19 protein-coding genes and 1 tRNA gene are annotated in these 19,183 nt (G+C 42.7%); 5 read left to right on the forward strand and 15 right to left on the reverse strand.

The features are described 5' to 3' along the window. Positions 1-139: 139 nt before the first annotated feature. On the forward strand, positions 140-463 hold the full coding sequence (locus tag HZA08_06580; protein ID MBI5193092.1) for a hypothetical protein: 324 nt from the start codon (positions 140-142) through the stop codon (positions 461-463). A 151-nt stretch (positions 464-614) separates the two neighbouring features. On the opposite strand, the gene HZA08_06585 is transcribed toward HZA08_06580, so the two are convergent. The 12 genes from HZA08_06585 to HZA08_06640 all read right to left on the reverse strand — a co-directional run bounded on the left by HZA08_06585 (position 615) and on the right by HZA08_06640 (position 13,330). Further along, positions 615-1,019 carry a hypothetical protein gene (locus HZA08_06585; protein MBI5193093.1) on the reverse strand — a complete coding sequence of 135 codons (405 nt, stop codon included), beginning with the start codon at positions 1,017-1,019 and terminating at the stop codon, positions 615-617. A 453-nt stretch (positions 1,020-1,472) separates the two neighbouring features. Continuing rightward, positions 1,473-2,324, reverse strand: coding sequence for a M23 family metallopeptidase (locus HZA08_06590; GenBank protein MBI5193094.1), 852 nt, complete (start codon positions 2,322-2,324; stop codon positions 1,473-1,475). 55 nt (positions 2,325-2,379) lie between these two features. Then, positions 2,380-3,648 carry an insulinase family protein gene (locus tag HZA08_06595; GenBank protein ID MBI5193095.1) on the reverse strand — a complete coding sequence of 423 codons (1,269 nt, stop codon included), beginning with the start codon at positions 3,646-3,648 and terminating at the stop codon, positions 2,380-2,382. A gap of 99 nt (positions 3,649-3,747) precedes the next feature. After that, positions 3,748-5,862 (reverse strand): polyribonucleotide nucleotidyltransferase, encoded by a 2,115-nt coding sequence (gene pnp / locus HZA08_06600; GenBank protein MBI5193096.1) that lies wholly within the window; start codon positions 5,860-5,862, stop codon positions 3,748-3,750. Between the two features lie 225 nt (positions 5,863-6,087). Continuing rightward, entirely contained in the window at positions 6,088-6,357 is a 270-nt protein-coding gene (rpsO, locus tag HZA08_06605; GenBank protein MBI5193097.1) for a 30S ribosomal protein S15, read from the reverse strand. 52 nt (positions 6,358-6,409) lie between these two features. Beyond that, positions 6,410-7,351, reverse strand: coding sequence for a tRNA pseudouridine(55) synthase TruB (truB, locus tag HZA08_06610; protein ID MBI5193098.1), 942 nt, complete (start codon positions 7,349-7,351; stop codon positions 6,410-6,412). Between the two features lie 58 nt (positions 7,352-7,409). Then, positions 7,410-8,381, reverse strand: a complete 972-nt coding sequence (locus HZA08_06615; protein MBI5193099.1) for a bifunctional oligoribonuclease/PAP phosphatase NrnA — start codon at positions 8,379-8,381, stop codon at positions 7,410-7,412. Then, complete coding sequence (rbfA, locus tag HZA08_06620) at positions 8,378-8,731, reverse strand: 30S ribosome-binding factor RbfA (GenBank protein ID MBI5193100.1); 354 nt, start codon at positions 8,729-8,731, stop codon at positions 8,378-8,380. Before rbfA ends, HZA08_06615 begins: the two co-directional genes overlap by 4 nt. A gap of 46 nt (positions 8,732-8,777) precedes the next feature. Beyond that, positions 8,778-9,059, reverse strand: a complete 282-nt coding sequence (locus HZA08_06625) for a DUF503 domain-containing protein (protein MBI5193101.1) — start codon at positions 9,057-9,059, stop codon at positions 8,778-8,780. Positions 9,060-9,061: 2 nt separating this feature from the next. Then, on the reverse strand, positions 9,062-11,599 hold the full coding sequence (infB, locus tag HZA08_06630; protein ID MBI5193102.1) for a translation initiation factor IF-2: 2,538 nt from the start codon (positions 11,597-11,599) through the stop codon (positions 9,062-9,064). A gap of 65 nt (positions 11,600-11,664) precedes the next feature. After that, complete coding sequence (gene nusA, locus HZA08_06635; GenBank protein MBI5193103.1) at positions 11,665-12,783, reverse strand: transcription termination/antitermination protein NusA; 1,119 nt, start codon at positions 12,781-12,783, stop codon at positions 11,665-11,667. Positions 12,784-12,871: 88 nt separating this feature from the next. Further along, positions 12,872-13,330, reverse strand: a complete 459-nt coding sequence (locus HZA08_06640) for a ribosome maturation factor RimP (protein MBI5193104.1) — start codon at positions 13,328-13,330, stop codon at positions 12,872-12,874. Positions 13,331-13,635: 305 nt separating this feature from the next. On the opposite strand from HZA08_06640, the gene HZA08_06645 reads away from it, so the two are divergent. Next, positions 13,636-13,722: transfer RNA gene (locus HZA08_06645), tRNA-Leu, on the forward strand. A 73-nt stretch (positions 13,723-13,795) separates the two neighbouring features. Here HZA08_06645 and HZA08_06650 read toward each other — a convergent pair. After that, on the reverse strand, positions 13,796-13,996 hold the full coding sequence (locus HZA08_06650; protein MBI5193105.1) for a hypothetical protein: 201 nt from the start codon (positions 13,994-13,996) through the stop codon (positions 13,796-13,798). 298 nt (positions 13,997-14,294) lie between these two features. Between HZA08_06650 and HZA08_06655 the strand changes: the two genes are divergently transcribed. The 3 genes from HZA08_06655 to HZA08_06665 are packed head-to-tail and all read left to right on the forward strand — an operon-like array spanning position 14,295 to position 17,220. After that, a complete protein-coding gene (locus HZA08_06655) occupies positions 14,295-16,283 on the forward strand; it encodes a cation:proton antiporter (GenBank protein MBI5193106.1) in 1,989 nt (662 codons plus the stop codon). A gap of 39 nt (positions 16,284-16,322) precedes the next feature. Then, the gene (locus HZA08_06660; GenBank protein MBI5193107.1) at positions 16,323-16,673 is read left to right on the forward strand and encodes a hypothetical protein; all 351 of its coding nucleotides are present in this window, start codon (positions 16,323-16,325) and stop codon (positions 16,671-16,673) included. Next, positions 16,657-17,220, forward strand: a complete 564-nt coding sequence (locus HZA08_06665; protein MBI5193108.1) for a hypothetical protein — start codon at positions 16,657-16,659, stop codon at positions 17,218-17,220. Before HZA08_06660 ends, HZA08_06665 begins: the two co-directional genes overlap by 17 nt. Positions 17,221-17,293: 73 nt before the next feature. Here HZA08_06665 and HZA08_06670 read toward each other — a convergent pair whose 3' ends face one another. Both HZA08_06670 and HZA08_06675 read right to left on the reverse strand, forming a co-directional pair. Further along, positions 17,294-17,635 carry a hypothetical protein gene (locus tag HZA08_06670; GenBank protein ID MBI5193109.1) on the reverse strand — a complete coding sequence of 114 codons (342 nt, stop codon included), beginning with the start codon at positions 17,633-17,635 and terminating at the stop codon, positions 17,294-17,296. A 198-nt stretch (positions 17,636-17,833) separates the two neighbouring features. Continuing rightward, a complete protein-coding gene (locus HZA08_06675) occupies positions 17,834-19,111 on the reverse strand; it encodes a molybdopterin molybdotransferase MoeA (GenBank protein ID MBI5193110.1) in 1,278 nt (425 codons plus the stop codon). Positions 19,112-19,183: the final 72 nt, after the last annotated feature.

Consider the following 19,183-nt stretch of genomic DNA (forward strand, 5'->3'; position numbering starts at 1 on the left):
ACGTACTTCGGCTATTTCCTCATGGGCGAATTCTCTGCCACGATATCTGACCGCCATCTCCATTCATCATGTTGTACCATAGATGGCAACCAGAACGCAAGTAGTTTTTTCGTGTCACCACGCCTCACTGAAGGGTTACATGGCTACTATTATTCTCGTTGACCGCATAGGCGTAAACAGCCGAATTGAGAGCATGGCAAAAGATGTACATGGTACAATTATTCAAATGAGTGCGGGATATTGGCCGAGACAAGTTGCCCAAGTATTGAACAAAACATTTGGATTTAAGCACGAGCTGATTCACATGGACGACAGCAATACAGAAAAATATTTGCGCAAAGCCATTCGGAAAGTTCCTTTAGAGCAATTTATCGGACTGTCCGAAAACTTTAGAAATCAGTATGTGAGAGAAGAACAACCGCAATTCAATGTGCTCGACGAAAATTTTGAAGACGACGAATGAGCAACAAATATTAGGTGATTTCGGGGACACTGGAATTCCGGAGACATTATATCGAATTCCCCGGATTATGTATGGTACGCAAAGGGGAATTTGATTTGCATGGTTATGGGCGTATCTTTTAATCGAATATCTGATTTTTGTAGCACAGTTTTCATAGATTGATTTTATTATATTCTTTATTATGATACAAGAAAACTTTATTGAGGATTATTATTTCTGTTATCCCGCAAAATAAGAGTAAGAATGTTAATGGCTCCGGTACCTGGGTTATTGTCTCTGTTGGAGTAGCAATAAAACCATGGTCGCCATTTCCCCAGTACCTTCCAACGATTTGTCCGGCATTATTTACTCCATGGGCTGAGCTCCATACTGCGCCAGGATAATCTATCGTATTAAAAGAATAATTTGATGCAAAGCAGTATGGTGGAGCATAGTTCAGTATCAGGATAATTATAAAACACACTATTAATCTTACAGGTCTTATATTCATTTTCAGTGTCATAAGCCCTCCCATGGTTATTGTTATGATGGCGATTAAATCATAAGTCAGGGACAACCATTGGTCAGTGTGACTCGATAGAATCTTTCCTGATTTTTATCATATAACTTCTGCAAATCTTGTATAATATAATACCCATGCTGAAACGTCTTTTGACAGGGCTTATCCTTGTAACCTACTTGTTTTTAACCCTGTCAGGGAAAATGTACCTGATATAACTTATTTAAATAACTACGGCCGTGCCCCGCCTGCATAGCATTTCCTTATTTCTAAATCAAATCATATTTTAATTAATTTCAGGCTTTCAATTTTATATTTTGATAACCCTATGGCTATGTGCGGAGCTTACAAATGAAAAAGTATATGTTTTTTATATTTTCAGCTTTATTGACCCTGTTAATCTATAGTTCAAAGGCCCTTGCAGCAGGGGAGTGCGGTCTGTCATGTTGTCTTGCAGGTGCTGCAACTTCAGGGGTGACGCTTGCAGGGAGATTTGGTCTTTCGGTAAAATCACTTCTCCCGCTTATCCAGAAGCGATGCCGGGTTTACCCTGGCACCGTTAAGTCTCATCCCCCAGTGCAGATGCGGGCCTGTGGCCCTGCCGGTACTTCCAACCTTTCCGATGACCTCTCCCTTTTTGATGGGCTGTCCCTCTTTTACAAGGATGTCCGAGAGATGAAAATACATGGAAAATAATCCAAGCCCATGGTCAATAACAATACTCTTTCCGCTGAAGAAGTGTTCACCGGTAAATATAACCCTGCCATGATTGGCTGCACTTATGGGTGCCCCCCCGGATGCAGAAATATCCACGCCGCTATGCGGCTTCCTCGGCTCCCCGTTGATAATCCTTCTCAAACCGAAGTCCTCCGATAGTTCACCCTCAACCGGCAGAATAAAATTCCCCTGCCAGAGATGTCCCTCTGTGATGATTCCCCAAATCTTTGCTATCTCCTCTTCTTCGAGCTTTATCCTTTTCAATGTCTCCTCATCCGGCTCTGCCTTTTCCTTTGGAACAGTCAATTCCTGTTTCCCGAACCCGGCAGAAATAACCTCAATCCCGTAATCCTTTTTTATCTCTGCACCCTTGTCATCTTTAAGAGATAAAGAAAGTGGATATTGTCCTTCTTCTGTTTCCATATCAACGCCCGCTAAGGCTGAGTAATAATCAGTGCCCGCCTCCGTATAAAAGCGGATGGGTTTATTGAACAGGCTTCCGGAAATATTATCTTTTCCCGGCTCTGCCTTCACTGTAATAAGAATTATATCCCCCTGTTTTATCTTGTCCGGTTTAACAGATACATTCAGAGAAGGCTCAGCAAAGACAGGGGTTGAATAAAGAAGTGATATGAGGATTAACAAATAAACAACAAGACAGCTCTTCACCATGGTTAATGAGTTATTTCTTTTGTGTTTTTTAGATTCTCAACAGGCCGTCGGGAATTTTTTCCCTGCTGACCGGGCCGAGGACTACAAGGGAGAGGTATTCAGACTTAAATAATTCATCTGTAAGGTGTTGTACCTTTGCAGGGGTTATCTTCTCAATTTCACTGATTATCTCTGCCGGCGAACAGTATTTACCGAGGTACATCTCGTCTCTGGCAAGACGGCTCATCCTGTTGCTTGTACTTTCAAGACCCAGCATTAGGTTACCCTTCATCTGGTTCTTAACCCTCTTCATCTCATCTCTGGAAATCCCGCTCTTTTCTATCTTACGTATCTCTTTCATAACAAGTTCCAGCACCTTTGGAAGGGCCTCGACGCTTGTACCTGCATAAATATTCAAAAGACCGGCATCTGTAAATGATGCAACATAAGAATAGATAGTATAAACCAGTCCCCTTTTTTCCCTTACCTCCTGAAACAAACGGGAACTCATACTGCTGCCAAGGATTGAATTCATCGCGTAAAGGGCATACCGGCTTTTGTGGCCCTGTGGTAATCCCATAGTACCAAGACAAAAGTGGACCTGCTCTGTTGTCTTTTTCTTTGTTAATATTCCGCTTTTAAGTGAAGGTGGAATACGTTTATTTAAGGAACCCGGATTCCTGAATTTCCCGATGCTCTTATTAAGGAGCTTTATAAGTTTTGTAAATTCAAAATTGCCTGCTGCTGATATTACAATATTATCAGGATGATAGTGCCGGCTTATATATTTAATTAATCCGTCTCTCTTCATACCCTGAATAGTTTCAACAGTCCCGAGGATAGACCGCGCAAGGGGATTCCCATCCCATACCATCATGGAGTGCATATCGTGAATGAAGTCTTCAGGGTCATCCTCTACCATCTTAATCTCTTCAAGGATTACCTGTTTTTCTTTTTCCATCTCCTTCTTTAAAAATGCGGAGTGGAGAAAAATATCAGATATTATATCAATACCCTTTGACAGATGTTCATCAAGTATCTTGACATAAAAGGTAGTGCTCTCTCTTGTGGTGAAGGCATTTAGTTCACCCCCTATAGAATCAATCTCCATTGAGATATCATGGGCACTGCGATGAGATGTCCCTTTAAAGAACATGTGCTCGATAAAATGGGACATCCCGCTCTCTATATCAGACTCATCCCTTGAACCGACACCTACCCATATACCGAGAGATACTGATTTTACCGAAGGTATCTGTTCAGCAACAACTCGAATACCGTTATCGAGATGTATTTTTTTGTATTCTATGTCGTGCACCTGAAAATAACCCCATCCCCACCCTAACCCTCCCCTTGAAGGGGAGGGAATAAGGACGTTTAACTTCTATTCACTATTCACCATTCACTATTCACTGCCTTATTTCCCCTTCTCGTCCTCGATACCCCGCTCCTTCAGTGCATCTTTCCTGCTGAGGCGTATCTTTCCCTGTTTGTCTACCTCTAAGACCTTAACAAGTACTTCATCGCCTTCTTTTACAACGTCGGTTACCTCTTTAACCCTGAAATCCGCCAGTTGAGAGATATGGACGAGGCCGTCGGTATTGGGAAGTACCTCTACAAAGGCGCCGAACTCCATGATCTTCTTAACCTTGCCGAGGTATATTTTACCTACCTCAACCTCCTCAAGTATCTTCCCTATAATATTCATTGCCATATTGGCAGACTCTTCGTTCTGCGATGCAATATTGATGATGCCTGCATCATTTATGTCTATCTTAACACCCGTCTTCTCAATAATACCTTTGATCACCTTACCGCCGGGGCCGATAACCTCACCTACTCTGCCGGGCTTTATCTTCATGGTATAAATCCTTGGTGCATGAGCCGACAGTGTGGTGCGTGGAGATGGAATTGCCTCAAGCATCTTGCCTAAGATGTGAAGCCTGCCGTCACGTGCCTGCTCAAGTGCCTTTCTCATTATCTCATGTGTTATGCCGGCAATCTTGATGTCCATCTGTATAGCAGTTACACCGGTAGCAGAACCTGTCACCTTAAAATCCATATCTCCGAGATGGTCTTCAAGACCTAAGATATCCGAGAGTATAACTACATTATCCCCTTCTTTTATCAGCCCCATTGCAATTCCGGCTACCGGCGCCTTTATAGGGACACCTGCATCCATAAGAGCAAGTGTACCGCCGCAGACTGTAGCCATTGATGAAGAACCGTTTGATTCAAGAATATCAGAGACAATCCTCAGGGTATATGGGAACTCCTCTTTAGCTGGGATTATGGGCTTAACAGCCTTCTCAGCCAGCGCCCCATGACCAATCTCCCTGCGGCCAGGGCCGCGAAGCGGTTTTGTCTCACCGACGCTGAACGGCGGAAAATTATAATGGAGCATAAATGCCTTTGTTGACTCACCTTCAAGTGCCTCAATAAGCTGTTCATCATCAGCAGTACCAAGGGTTACAACTGCAAGGCTCTGTGTCTCACCCCTTGTGAATAACGCCGAACCATGCGTCCTCGGCAAAATACCTACCTCACACGTAATCTGTCTTATGTCGGTCGTACCCCTGCCGTCTGCCCTTTTCCCTTTAAACAGTACCATATTCCTCATCTCTCTCTTTTCTATATGATGGAATATAATCCTGATATCCCTGCTCTTGTCCCCTTCCTCTCCAACAGGATTGATCTGTGAAAGTACATCTCCGAGTATCAGGTCCAGAGTAGTCTGCCGTTCCGACTTATTTGGAATAACGAGGGCATCCAGTACCTTGTCAAGACACAATCTCTCCACACTGGACAGAAGCTCCTCATCTAATGCCGGTACAGCAATCTGAATCTTTTCTTTCCCTGCAAGTCTTCTAAGTTCAATCTGTGCGTCTATCAGCTTCTGCATCTCTCTGTGGGCAAGGCTGATACCATCCAGTATGGTATCCTCATGAACCAGCTTTGCAGCGCCCTCTACCATCATCACAGCATCTCTTGTCCCTGCTACAACAAGATTCAACTCACTGCTCTCAAGTTCATTGAAACCTGGATTTATTACGAACTGCCCGTTAATTAAACCGATCCTTACTGCACCTAATGGGTTATCATAAGGAATCTGAGAGATATAAAGGGCCGCAGATGAGGCCATTATACCGAGCAGGTCTGATGTATAACTGAAATCAGCAGATAATACAGAAGAGATAATCTGTGTATCATTATAGTATCCCTCAGGAAATAACGGCCTGATGGGTCTGTCTATAAGCCTGCTCCTTAATGTCTCCCTTTCTGTAGGCCTGCCTTCTCTCCTGAAGAAACTCCCCGGTATCCTCCCGACTGAGTAAAATTTTTCCTGATGGTCAACCGTAAGCGGCAGGAAGTCTATACCTTCCCTCGGTTTTTTACCTGCAACAGCAGTTGAGAGGACTACGGTATCTTCATACCTTGCAACTACAGCCCCATCCGCCTGTTTAGCCATCCATCCGGTTTCAAAAGTTATTTTTTTACCGCCAATCTCAGTCTCTATTTTATGTATCATTATTTGTTACCTCTCTTTTTTAAGTTGTTATTCCCGCATGGTTTAACACATGATTAAACATATAACTAAACAGGGAATGGATATGACATAGTTTCTGCAAGTACCGCCGCATGGTAGTATGGAGCCTCAAAACTGAGGCCCCATATCCGGTATCAGAACTATTACCTTTTGCACAACGATATTTCTCAGGACTCATAATTTCGAAGTGAAGATATATAAGGCAATGCACTATTTTCTCAAACCAAGCCTTGCAATAACATCAGTGTACCTGACCGGCTCAGTATTCTTAAGATACTGGAGCAGTTTTCTCCTCTGATTTACCAGCTTTAAAAGTCCCATCCTTGAATGATGATCTTTCTGATGGACCTTAAAGTGTTCAGTAAGATAGGCTATCCTGTTGCTTAAGATGGCAATCTGTACTTCAGGAGAACCTGTGTCAGAGGTGTGCCTGGAGTATTCCCTGATAATGTTTTGTTTTACCTGTTTTTCAAGACTCATGCTAAAAATCCCTCCCTTTTAAAAATACATTATTCATTTTAATTAATTGGCATTATACCAGAACTCTTTCAACTTTTAAAACATTTTCACCATGAATGTTTATTATCTCATCACTATTGTAAAGAGATATCCCTATAGAAAGAAGTTCCCCCTCACTTCCCGTTATCCTTATCCGGTTATCCTTACTAAAATTACCACTTATCGTTTCTATGGCATCTGTAGTTATTGACCTGCCGTTCCTTACCGCACCCTCCCATGAACCCTTTACCTTAACACAAGGCATCCATGCAATCATCCCTTCTAAACTAATAAGTTTTGATTCAATCTGACCTGTTTTCCTAAGTCCCTCCACCTCGTCAAGGGTTACCGAATCCTTTATATTAAAAGCACCGGAGGCAAGCCTCTCAAGTCTGTGAGTATGTGCACCAACCCCAAGATATTCTCCAATATCATTACACAGTGTCCTTACATAAGTCCCTTTTGAACATACAACATCAAACTTTACAAACCTCTCCGAATAATCAAGGAAGTTTATCTCTCTTATATTTATTTCACGCGGCTCTCTTGCTATCTCCTTGCCTTTCCTTGCCATCTTATAAAGAGGTGTGCCGCCTATTTTTACTGCTGAGTACATAGGCGGAATCTGTTTTATTGTACCTGTAAATTTTTTAAAAGCCTCCAGTATATTCTCTTTAGTAATATTGAAATCCTTTACCTCTTTTATCACAATGCCGGAGGCGTCCTGTGTATCTGTAACCTCCCCCAGCTTCATCACAACCCTGTATTCTTTTTCAGATTCCGATGTATACCGGGCAAGCTTTGTTGCCTTCCCGATACATACACAAAGGACACCCGTTGCGTCAGGGTCAAGTGTCCCTGTATGGCCTATCTTCTGTATCCCAAGTATCCTCCGCAATCTATCAACCACATCATGCGATGTAATCCCCTTTGGCTTATTAATTAAAAGCAGGCCATCCATGTTATTTCCAATCAAGTGAGCAGTAAACAGTAAGCAGTTAGCAGATAAAAACCTTCCTTTTACTGCTTACTGCTTACTGTTCACTGTTTATTGCCTCTTCAATCCTTCCTAAAACCTTCTCCTTCACCTCTTCCAATTGCCCTTTTACAAGGCATCCGGCTGCCATGCTGTGGCCGCCTCCGCCGAACACAAGGGCGATTGTTGAGACATCTACTTTTCCGTTAGATCTCATGCTGATCTTATAGTCACTATTTGATTCACGGAACAATACCGCAACCTCTACCCCGATAATAGAACGCGGGTAATTTATAAAATCTTCTACATCATCCTTTGTAGTCCCTGTTTCTTTATACATCGCTTCCCTGACTGTTATCCATGCAATCTTCCCGTTATCATGAACTGTAAGGTTTGACAGTACCAGGCCAAGCAGGTTAAGCCTTCCCATGCTGTTTCTGTTGTAAATATTTTCAGCAATAATCCACGGGTTAGCCCCGGCCTTAACCATATCTGCCGATAGTCTGAATGTATCAGCATCCGTATTTGCATATCTGAATGACCCTGTCTCTGTAAGCAGTGCAGTATAAATACAGACCGCAATATCTGCATTAAGAGGAATGTTCAGCCTCTCCATTATTTCATATACAAGGCCGGCAGATGCAACAGATTCCTCAACAAAATTAACATCCCCGAATCCTATATTTGTAATATGATGGTCAATATTAATAAGTATGTCTCCTGGAATATTTCCTTTTTGAAGGAATCCGACCCTCTCAAGGTCCCCGCAGTCCACAGAAATGACCGCATCAAATCTTGTGGAAATATCTTCAACACCTTTTATCTGCTGAACATTATCACTGTGCGGAAGGAACTTTAAGTTAGCAGGAACAGGGTCTCTTGTGATAACCGACACCTTTTTTCCGGCAGAAGAAAGGGCATGGTATAGTGCAAGTGAAGAACCTATTGCATCCCCTTCAGGATTGATATGCGTAGTTATTAAAAAGGTCTCCCTATTTTTTATTTCCTGAACTACATCTTCTATGCTCATTTATTTTCTTCCTTTTCTAATTCACTAAGAATACTCAGGACATGTTCTGCCTTTTCCAGAGACTCGTCTAATCTGAAGTGCAGATCAGGTGTAAATTTAAGTGTTATCCTGTGCCCCACCTCTCCCTTTATAAATCCGGCGGCGCTCTTCAATCCCTTCATTGTCTCTTCCTTAGTCCTGTCATCGCCGAATACACTGACAAATACCTTGGCATGTCTTAAATCCTCACTAACTTCAACAGCAGTAACTGTAACAAAGCCGACCCTCGGATCATGCAGCCGCCGGGCAATAATATCAGATACCTCAACCCGTATCTGATCCCCTATTCTCTCTATTCTTTTAAATGACATGAATCAGTATCTTTCCTGCTACCTGCTTACTGCTTACTGCTACCTTTTACAAAATCTCTATCTTATAATTCAGTAGTTCTGCTGAACGGTTTTCCTGAACAAAGTTGACTATCTTGTCCAGCATACCGTTTATGTAACTCTTATCTGTGCCGATGCAGGCTACGCCGATAACATCCCTCTGCCAAAGGTCATGGTCGGCAATTTCTGCAACTGATACATTATAATTATTCCGTATCTTATCTTTTAAGCTCTTGATTACCTGCCTCTTTGCCTTGAGTGACCCGCTGTCAGGTATGTATATCTCTAAGGTACAGATCCCTACGAACATTTCTATAATTTAGCCGCTATCTTCTCTATTATAAATGCCTCGATTATATCCCCTGATTTTATATCGTTAAAGTTTTCTATACCGATTCCACATTCATAACCTGCGTGAACCTCTTTAACATCATCTTTAAATCTTTTCAGAGAACCGATCTTACCCTTATAAACCTCCACATTATCCCTGATGAGCCTGACTCCCGTGCTCGCACGTGAAATTGTTCCATCTAAAATATAACAACCTGCAATTGTACCGACTTTGGAAACTGCGAATACCTGCCTTACCTCTGCCCGGCCTGTTACCTGTTCCTTAAACGTAGGCTCAAGTAACCCCTCCATAGCCGCCTTAATATCTGCCACTGCATCATAAATTATATTATACAGTCGTATGTCCAGTTTTTCCTTCTCAGCAATTGAAAGCGCCTTGGGTTCAGGTCTGACATTAAATCCTATTATTATTGCATTGGATGCGGATGCGAGCATAACATCGGTTTCTGTTATCCCGCCGACTCCACCATGTATCATTCTGACTTTAACAACATCAGTACCCAGCCTTTCAAGCGCCTCACCTACTGCCTCAACAGAACCCTGCACATCCGCCTTGATGATAATATTTAATTCACGCATAGCCCCATTTTTGATCTGACTGTAGAGTTCATCAAGTGTCACCTTCTTTGCCTTCTCAAGCCCTGCAATCCTCTGTTTCTGTAACCTTGAGGCTGCAATGGATTTTGCTATATGCTCGTCATCAACAACAGCAAATGTATCTCCTGCCTGCGGAACACCTGAAAAACCTATAACCTCAACCGGCGTAGCAGGCTGAGCAACCTGAGTCGGTTTACCTTTATCGTTTAACAGCATCCTTACGCGGCCGGAGAATGTACCGCACACAAAAGAATCACCCTGCATTAAAGAACCGGACTCAACCAATACGGTTGCAACAGGGCCCCTTCCTTTGTCCAGTTTGGCCTCGAGTATCACACCTTTTGCATTCTTGTCAGGATTGGCCTTCAACTCAAGCACCTCTGCCTGCAGAAGCACCATCTCTATCAGGTGTTCAAGTCCAATCCTCTGCTTTGCAGAGACCTCAACAAAGATATTCTGGCCTCCCCATGCCTCAGGAACCAGTCCATATTTAGTCAGCTCCTGCCTGATCCTTTCAGGATTTGATCCGGGTTTGTCAATCTTGTTAATCGCCACGATTATCGGGACATTGGCCGCCTTTGCATGGTTAATAGCCTCAATAGTCTGCGGCATAACACCGTCATCAGCCGCAACTACAAGAATAACTATATCAGTAACCTTTGCACCCCTTGCCCGCATTGCAGTAAAAGCCTCATGACCAGGGGTATCAAGGAATACAACCCTCTTCTCCCCTGTCTCCACAACATAAGCACCTATATGCTGGGTAATACCGCCGGCCTCTCCCTCTGTCACCCTTGTCTTCCTGATGGCATCGAGAAGCGATGTCTTTCCATGGTCAACATGGCCCATAACCGTCACAACAGGTGCCCTTGGTTTCAGAACCTCCTGAGATTCTTCCAGACCCTCTTCAATATATTCTTCGAGGCTCTTCTCCGCAGCCACCTCGACCTTCAATCCATAAGTATCAGCAATAAGCACTGCTGCATCTATATCAACAGGATGATTGATTGTTACCATCATACCCATGTCTATGAGCTTTGCCATAATCTCACTGGACTTGATGCCAATCATGTCGGCAAACTCCTTTACTGTTGTCCCTTCATAAAGCTTTATAACCTTTTTCCGCGGCTTTGTAATTTCTACAGGCTGTTCAGCCTGTTTAAGCCTCCTATGTGCAGCGCCGAACCCCTTTCCCTTCTTTTCTTTCTTGGGTATTGTCTTAAAACTCTTCCAGCGGTGTGAGATTAAGGTCTCATCCTCAGGCTCAGTAACTATGACCTTGAGACCCTTCTTTTTCTGTTCTTTTACGCCTGCCTTTTCAACCTTATCGGGAGTACCTTTTTCTTTCGGCTTAACAGCTTCAACTGCCGGTTTCAATCCCAGTTTCACAGATATAGGGGATACGGGTTCAACTGCTTTGCCTTCGGACACAGAAGGAATAATAATCTCTCCAGGTTTCTCTATTGAAGTTGCAGACTCCGCGGGTGATTCCGTAGGTTCTTCTTTTTCTGATGGTATTATGAGCTTTTCTTCAACCTCTGTCTTTAACGCAATTCTTTCTTCAGCGCCGGCCGTTGAAACCGGAGACTCAACAGTAACAATAGTAACAGAAGCGGGTTGTTCTGCCTGTGTAACAGGGAGTTCTTCAACTGCTTCAGGCTTTACCTTTTTCTTAATAAGTATAGCCTTGGTAGAGCTTTTTACCCCTTTAAACACCTCACTTATTTTATGTGATTCTTCCTCTTTCAGGCTTGCCTTGTTTTTAATCATATCGAGGGTTTTATCATCAAGAACTGTCATGTGGCTGGAGACAGCTATACCGAGCTTTTTTATGTCATCAATAAGTTCCTTACTGCTGACCCCTAAATCCTTTGCTAATTCAAAAACTCTTTTTCCACTCATAGTTTATTTCACTCCGGGAAAATATAACAATACATGTTAGTGATTTGTTCACTATTCACTATTCTCTATTCACTATTCTCTCCACTTTCTACTTTCATCTCCCTTGCCATGCTCTGCTCTATCTCATTCTCCTTTTCTTTATTTCTCTTCGCCTCATAATCCGTCTCGCTGATAATATCTATTTTCCAATTAGCAAGTTTTGCCGCCAATCTTACATTCTGCCCCTTCTTACCTATTGCCAGTGATAACTGCTGATCTGTAACTACAACGAGTGCTGATTTTTCTTCCTCATTTATACCGACCCTTTCAACCACTGCAGGGCTGAGTGCCTCAGCAATAAACACCCTCGGATCTTCAGACCATGGTATAATATCAATCTTTTCTCCGCGTAACTCACGCACAACTGCCTGAACTCGGGACCCCTTCATACCCACACATGCCCCGACAGGGTCAACGGATGGGTCCTTGGAATTAACCGATATTTTAGTCCTGTCTCCAGGCTCCCTGACAACATTCTTTATTTCAACAATCTTTTCGTATATCTCAGGAACTTCTATTGCAAATAATTTGCTTACAAACTCAGGATGGCTTCGGGAAAGTATAAGCTGAGGGCCTTTAGACGAAGGCTTTACCTCACATAACATCGCCCTGACGCGGTCCCCCCGCCTGAATGTCTCCCGTGGGATCTGCTCTTTAAATGGAAGCAGTGCCTCTGTCTTTCCCAGGTCAACAATATAATTCCTGCTCTCCTGACCTAATATTACGCCATGAACAATATCACCCTGACGGTGAATGAAATCCTTGTATACAGTGTCCCATTCCGCTTCCCTTACTTTTTGAAAGATTACCTGTTTTGCTGTCTGTGCGGCTATTCTTCCAAAGTCACCTATCTCTATCAATGCACCTATTTCATCACCAAGGTCTGCCTCGTTGTCAATCTTTCTGGCCTCTTCAAGGGTAATCTCTTCTTTTGGATTTACAACATTTTCAACAATCCTTTTTATAAGTATAACCTGAATCTCCCCTGATTTGTTGTCAATCTCAATCTGTATGTTATCAGAGGCACCGAAACATTTCTTTGCCGCGGTTGTAAGGGCGGACTTTACAGCGCTTATTATTGTTTCGCTGTTTATCCCTTTCTCCCTGCTTATCTGTTCTATAACATTAACAAGTTCCCGATTCATGACTACTTCTTCCTCCTAATTAAATGATAGATAAATGATGGAAATTTAAAATTTTAAACTCAATTTAAACTCAAATTGGCGGGCAATACTAAAACTCAACAACGAGCTTTGCATTTGCCGCGTCAGAAAATAATATATCAATTACATCTTTATTTTCATTTTCTATTGTTATCTTTTCCCCTTCAACTGAAATAATCCTGCCCTTAAAAGAAGTCACGCCATTATAAGGTTTCCGTGTATTTATCTTAACCAGTTTACCGGTGAACCTTGAGTAATCACTAATCTGTTTAAGCGGCCTGTCGAGCCCAGGCGATGAAACCTCCAAGACATAAGCATGCTGAATAAGGTCCTCTGCATCAAGCGTACGGCTAAGCTCAGAACTCACACCTGCACATTCATCCAGAGTCACGCCACCTTCTTTATCAATATATATACGCAGAATCCACCTCTTCCCCTGCGTAATATATTCCATATCAAACAACGTAAGACCAAAAGAATCTACTACTGACTTAATGATGTCTTGAATATTTTCTGTCGAGTAGGTCATTCCGAAAATCTCCATAGCTCAGCCCCACCCTGACCCTCCCCCCTCAAGGGGGAGGGAATAATTTTGGCGATCCTTTTCCTCATGGGAGTTTTTTCTTACTTCTTATATCTTACTTCTAACTTCTTACTTCTCCCCGCCAAGCTCTTCCCCCCCCAAAAAAAAAGTGGGCTAAACCTCCGCCCACTTGAAAAGTCGAGCTCAATTGTACGGACTACATATAGCATATCAAAGAAAAAAAAGCAACCAAAAACAGGGTTGACATTTAGAACTGATTTAGGGATTATATGTAGCATCAGAAAAAACCGGCCGGAGTGGTGAAACTGGTAGACGCACGGGACTCAAAATCCCGCGAGGGCAACCTCATGTCGGTTCGATTCCGACCTCCGGCACCAATTACCCCCAAAAAAATAAAGGCCCAATGGTTTGTTCCCACTGGGCCTTTTATTACAACATACAAATACTTTATTACTTTCCAGCCGGTGCTGCAGGTGCTGCCGGCGCTGGTGCACCAGGAGCTGCAGGAGCCTGTCCTTCTGCTGGAGGAGCTGGCTGAGTCTCTGATGGAGGAGGCGGCGGTGGAGCCGGCGCTTCTTTTTTCTGACAACCGGCAATAGCGATAGAACCTGCCATAACCAGTGTTAACAACATTATCAGTCCTTTTTTCATTTTATTCTTTCACCTCCTTTCTGCATTATGAATTGTAATCACTTGTTTAATTATTAAATGACATCTTTTTCTCAAGTAGTTTATCTTGCGGATAACCGCAGGGCAGGAAATATTGTCTTATTATTATATCCATATAAATACCGGTAATGTTACCGACATGATATTAAACATGAACAAAAAGCCATTGTCAAGCTAAATTTATCATATCTCAAAACTCCCTTGCATCCGCTGTGTTGTTTTTGTATAGTAGACAAACAAAAATAGAATAAAAATAAGAAATGCCCTGCCTTCTCCAAGTATGGAATTTGAATTCTTAAAATCACTCGTTGCTATCCTTGGTGTCTCTGCAATTGTAGTATTTATCCTCGGCAGGCTGAGGGTCTCTTCAGTCGTCGGTTTCCTTATAGCAGGTGTAATCTTAGGACCTCACGGATTCGGACTTATTAAGAACGTACATGATGTTGAAGTCCTTGCTGAAATCGGAATCATTCTCCTGATGTTCACAATCGGGATGGAGTTTTCCTTAAAGAATCTCCTTCAACTGCGTCATGCGGTTTTTGGGGGCGGGCTGTTTCAAATTATTTTCACTACCGGTGCGGTTACTATATTAAGTATCCTGTTTCTTCATAACAGTATTAGTACGGCAATATTCAGCGGATTTATTGTATCCCTCAGCAGTACCGCCATTGTTATGAAAATACTCCACGACCGTGGAGAGATATACACACCGCACAGCCGCATGTCGCTCGGTATCCTGATATTTCAGGACCTTTGTGTTGTGCCGTTTATGCTGTTTGTGCCCATTTTGGGAGGTAATGGAGGCAGTGTATCAGACATCGTTTATACCATGTTTACCGCATCAGTTGTGATTGGGATCGTCCTGCTTGCTGCAAACTGGGGAGTACCTCATATACTGCATCAGGTTGTCAGTACACGAAGCCGTGAATTATTTGTTATTACTATTATATTTCTATGCCTCGGCACAGCCTTTCTAACGTCCAGATTGGGACTATCCCTTGCACTCGGCGCCTTTCTTGCGGGTATTGTCATTTCAGAATCAGAATACGCATCTCAGGCTGTATCAGACATCCTCCCATTTAAGGAAAGCTTCACAGGCCTTTTTTTTATTTCAATAGGCATGCTTCTCGAACTAAATTTATTGCACACAAACCTTATAACGGTTACAACAGTAGTCTTAGTTATATTTTTCTTAAAGATTATTATTACTGCTATGTCCGCGTCTGTTTTTGGTCTCTCTTTAAGGAGTTCAGTTCAGACAGGGCTATATCTCTCACAAATAGGGGAATTCTCTTTTGTCCTTGCTGCATCAGGTAAAACCTACGGACTGATAACTTATAACACCTACCAGATATTTCTGGCGGCATCCGTTATAACAATGATACTAACCCCGTTCATGATCTCTTCTGCACCGCATATATCCTCATGGCTAATCTCCATGCCGTTTTCACGAAGGTTTAAGAGGGTCAGACGGACACTGGAAAGGGATGTGCACAGCCGCAGGACTAATCATGTTATCGTTATAGGCTTCGGCATAAACGGGCGGCACCTTGCAAGCGTGCTTAAAGAATCGGAAATACCTTATGCTGTTTTGGAGCTGAACAGCAGTACAGTAAAAAAGATGAAAAAAAAGGGTGAACCTATCTCTTATGGCGATGGGACAAGGATCGAGATACTTCATAAACTCGGTATTGATAGTGCCAAGGTGCTTGTAATAGCAATATCCGATGCAGCAGCAACAAGGAGGATAGTACAGATTGCAAGAAAGGAGAATCGAAACCTTTATATCATCGTGAGGACCCGTTATATTGCTGAGGTAGATGACCTTATAAGAACAGGGGCCAATGAGGTTATACCTGAAGAGTTTGAAACATCTATAGAGATATTTTCAAGAGTACTTGATCATTATCACATCCCGAAAAATGTAATTACTGATCATATAGAAAACATAAGAAAGGATTGCTACAGCGTGTTAAGAGGAGTAGAACTTCCAGGTAAAGACCTTGCCGCAAGATATGAACTGTTAAAGGGGGTAGAAACAGAAACCTACCTTGTAAAAGAACGGTCCATGGCCGCAGGACATTCCCTCAAAGAATTAAACCTGAGGGCTGAGACCGGGGCAACTATTATTGCTGTTAAACGCGGAGAGATGCTTCATCAAAACCCACCACCTGAATTTGTTCTGACATCAGGAGACATTCTGCTTTTTATAGGAAAAAGAGAAGATATTAACAGGGCGATAGGGTATGTTGAATCATCATCAAAATAAGGTTGTAATTCCCTATTAGAGTGTCCTATAATTATCAATATGAAACGGCTTCAAATTGTATACCTTGATTCCATATCGGCCAATGAAATCAATAATACTGAAGACATAATCAGTGATGAGAGACTTCTAAAACATCTCTGGCTCGAACTTATTTTAAACCCTGAAATAGTAGTCAGGCTAAAACCTTATGCAGAAAATATTAAAATAAAAAAAGCAATAATTGATGCATTGAGCTGGTATCTTGCATTCAGATGGATATTCCCTGAAAATACTTCACTTGAAAATACATACAAATATGGCGGCGCAGTTCCCTACAAAATAACAGCAAGGATTTACAGGCAAAAAAACAGAGAATTCCTGAAAGGCCTTTTACATGCAGGACTTTGTTAAACCTTACATAGAAAAGATTGAGCGATTTGCAAAATCCGCAGAGTCCCCAAAGTCCCCAAAGTCCCCAAAGTCCAATGACAAACAAATAGAACTGCTGATTATCGGGGGACTTGCACTGAGCCTTTATGGATTGCCAAGGTATACAATTGACATAGATGCTGAAATCAAATGTGACAACGAAACCTATTTTGAGTTCCTTGAGTACATGAAGGGTGAGGGGACTGCCTTTAATATCAGTGACAATATCAGCGGATGGGGCATTGTGCCACTGCCGGCAGGTTATCGGGACAGGGCAAAGACTATTTACAGCAGTGACAACCTGACTATTAAGGTTCTGGATCCTGTAGATTTTGTATTCGCAAAGCTTATGAGAGGAACAGAGGAAGATATGATAGATATAATGGATGTCATCCGGAAGTTTAATATAACAAAAGAGTCGCTTGCTGAAAGGAAAATGTTTATAAATTTTCCAAAGGATCCTGAGACATTGTTTTTCAACAAGAAATTTCAGTATTTGTTGGAATTAATGAGTAAGCCAGAACATTAGGTTTTTTGTTAAATTCTGGGTCCATACTTAATTTAGAATAAAGAATTTTAATTATGTATGGATGTCCCCAGAATTAAACAACTAATGCCCCATCCTTGCATGAGAATATGCATGGATGGTCAGGACATTCTTTACATCCTGCTTTATCCTCTATCAGTATTGGAGTACCTATCCTTGCATCTTCATCTGAGTCCGAGCCCCTTATGCAGAAGTGGGGACATACTTTGATACACTCGTTGCATGTGGTGCATAGTTTATTAAATAATGATTCTTCAACAGCACCGGGCGGACGGGGGATTTTCTTTGTAGATGTAGTACGGCCCTTCTCTTTTTCAAAATCAAGGACTGCACTTACGATATCTGCAAAGGCGCTTTTGAAGAATTGCCTGCGGTTTAATGGTTTTTCATCGTGCATACAAATTTACCATTGCTCACCCTCCCCCTAACCCCCTCCCGTCAAGGGAGGGGGAATATTCTATGCACCCTCTCCCCTGGCGGGAGAGGGTCCGGGTGAGGGGGGTCTATTTTCATCATCCTTTGTGATCTGCCTTCTTGCTTCTAACTTCTGCCTTTAATCTGCTCACTGCTAACCGCTTACTGCTCACTATCTTTATTAACAGCAATCATGTCCATGCTCTTTTTTAATCGCAGTATCTCCTGAAGGCTGTTTTCCGTAATCCACAGGTCTTCCCAATAACTGTACCTTTACTGTTTCACCGGCCAGTACCTTTTCCTTGTCAGCCGGGAGTATAATGAAGCAGTTGGCGTAGGCCATTGACATGAGGATGCCGCTCCCCTGACTGCCGGTTGATTTTACATAGTATTTGCCGTCGTTATAACGGATTAATGATCTTACGTAGTGTGTCCTGCCGGGGCGGTCACTGAATTCATCCTCAGCAATTGCATCTACAACAGGTCTGAACAGGTTGGTGTGTCCGCACATCTTCTGTAATGCCGGCCGTGCAAAGACCTCAAATGTTACCATTGTGGAAACAGGGTTTCCGGGAAGACCGAATATCGGTTTATCACCGACTAATCCGAAGGCTATAGGATGCCCCGGCTTTATCCCTACTGTCCAGAACTTCATGTCAATCCCATACTCCTTCAAAATATCTTTAACAAAGTCGTAATCCCCAACCGAGACACCGCCGGATACAATCATCATGTCTCCTGAAAGCCCCTGTCCTATCTTTTCCCTGAGACTTTCCTTATTGTCCCGTGCAATACCAAGTACATGAGGGGTTGCACCTGCCTCAAGTACCTGCGAGGCAACTGCATAACTGTTGCTGTTAGGAATCTTATTCTCTGTGAGGGCTTCATCAAAGTCAGCAAGTTCATCGCCCGTTGACATTACCGTCACGACCGGTCTTCTGTATACCGTTACAACAGGTTTACCAACCATTGCCATGCTTCCAAGCTGGCCCGGGCCGATTGACGTTCCCTTTGTAAGGACAAGGTCTCCTTTTTTAACGTTCTCTCCCCGTTTCCTGATATTCTCACCCTGCCTGCTTGCCTTGAAGATACTAACAATCTTATCTTCAGTCTTCGTGTCCTCAACCCTTATTACAGTATCCGCTCCTTCCGGTACGGGGGCACCAGTCATAATCCTTATTGCCTCTTCATCCCCCACAGGTTTATCAGGCAAAAGCCCTGCACGGATGTCACCTACCACATTCAGTTTTGCCGGATTTTCTTTTGCCGCATTTTTTACATTTTCCCATCGGACTGCGTAACCATCCATAGCAGAATTATTCCATGGCGGCAGGAATAAATTGCTGTAAACATCCTCCCCAAGTACACGCCCAAGTGAATCCTGTATTGGGATTCTTTCTGTCCCAAGCACTTTTATGTTATCAAGAACCGTCTTCAACGCCTCTTCTACTGACCTCATAACCCATTCCCCCTTTCCTGATTGTTGGCTTTTTTCTTACTACTCGAAAATAACCCCATCCCCCCCCCTAAC

The sequence above is a fragment of the Nitrospirota bacterium genome, assembly GCA_016212215.1.
GTDB lineage: Bacteria > Nitrospirota > 9FT-COMBO-42-15 > HDB-SIOI813 > HDB-SIOI813 > JACRGV01.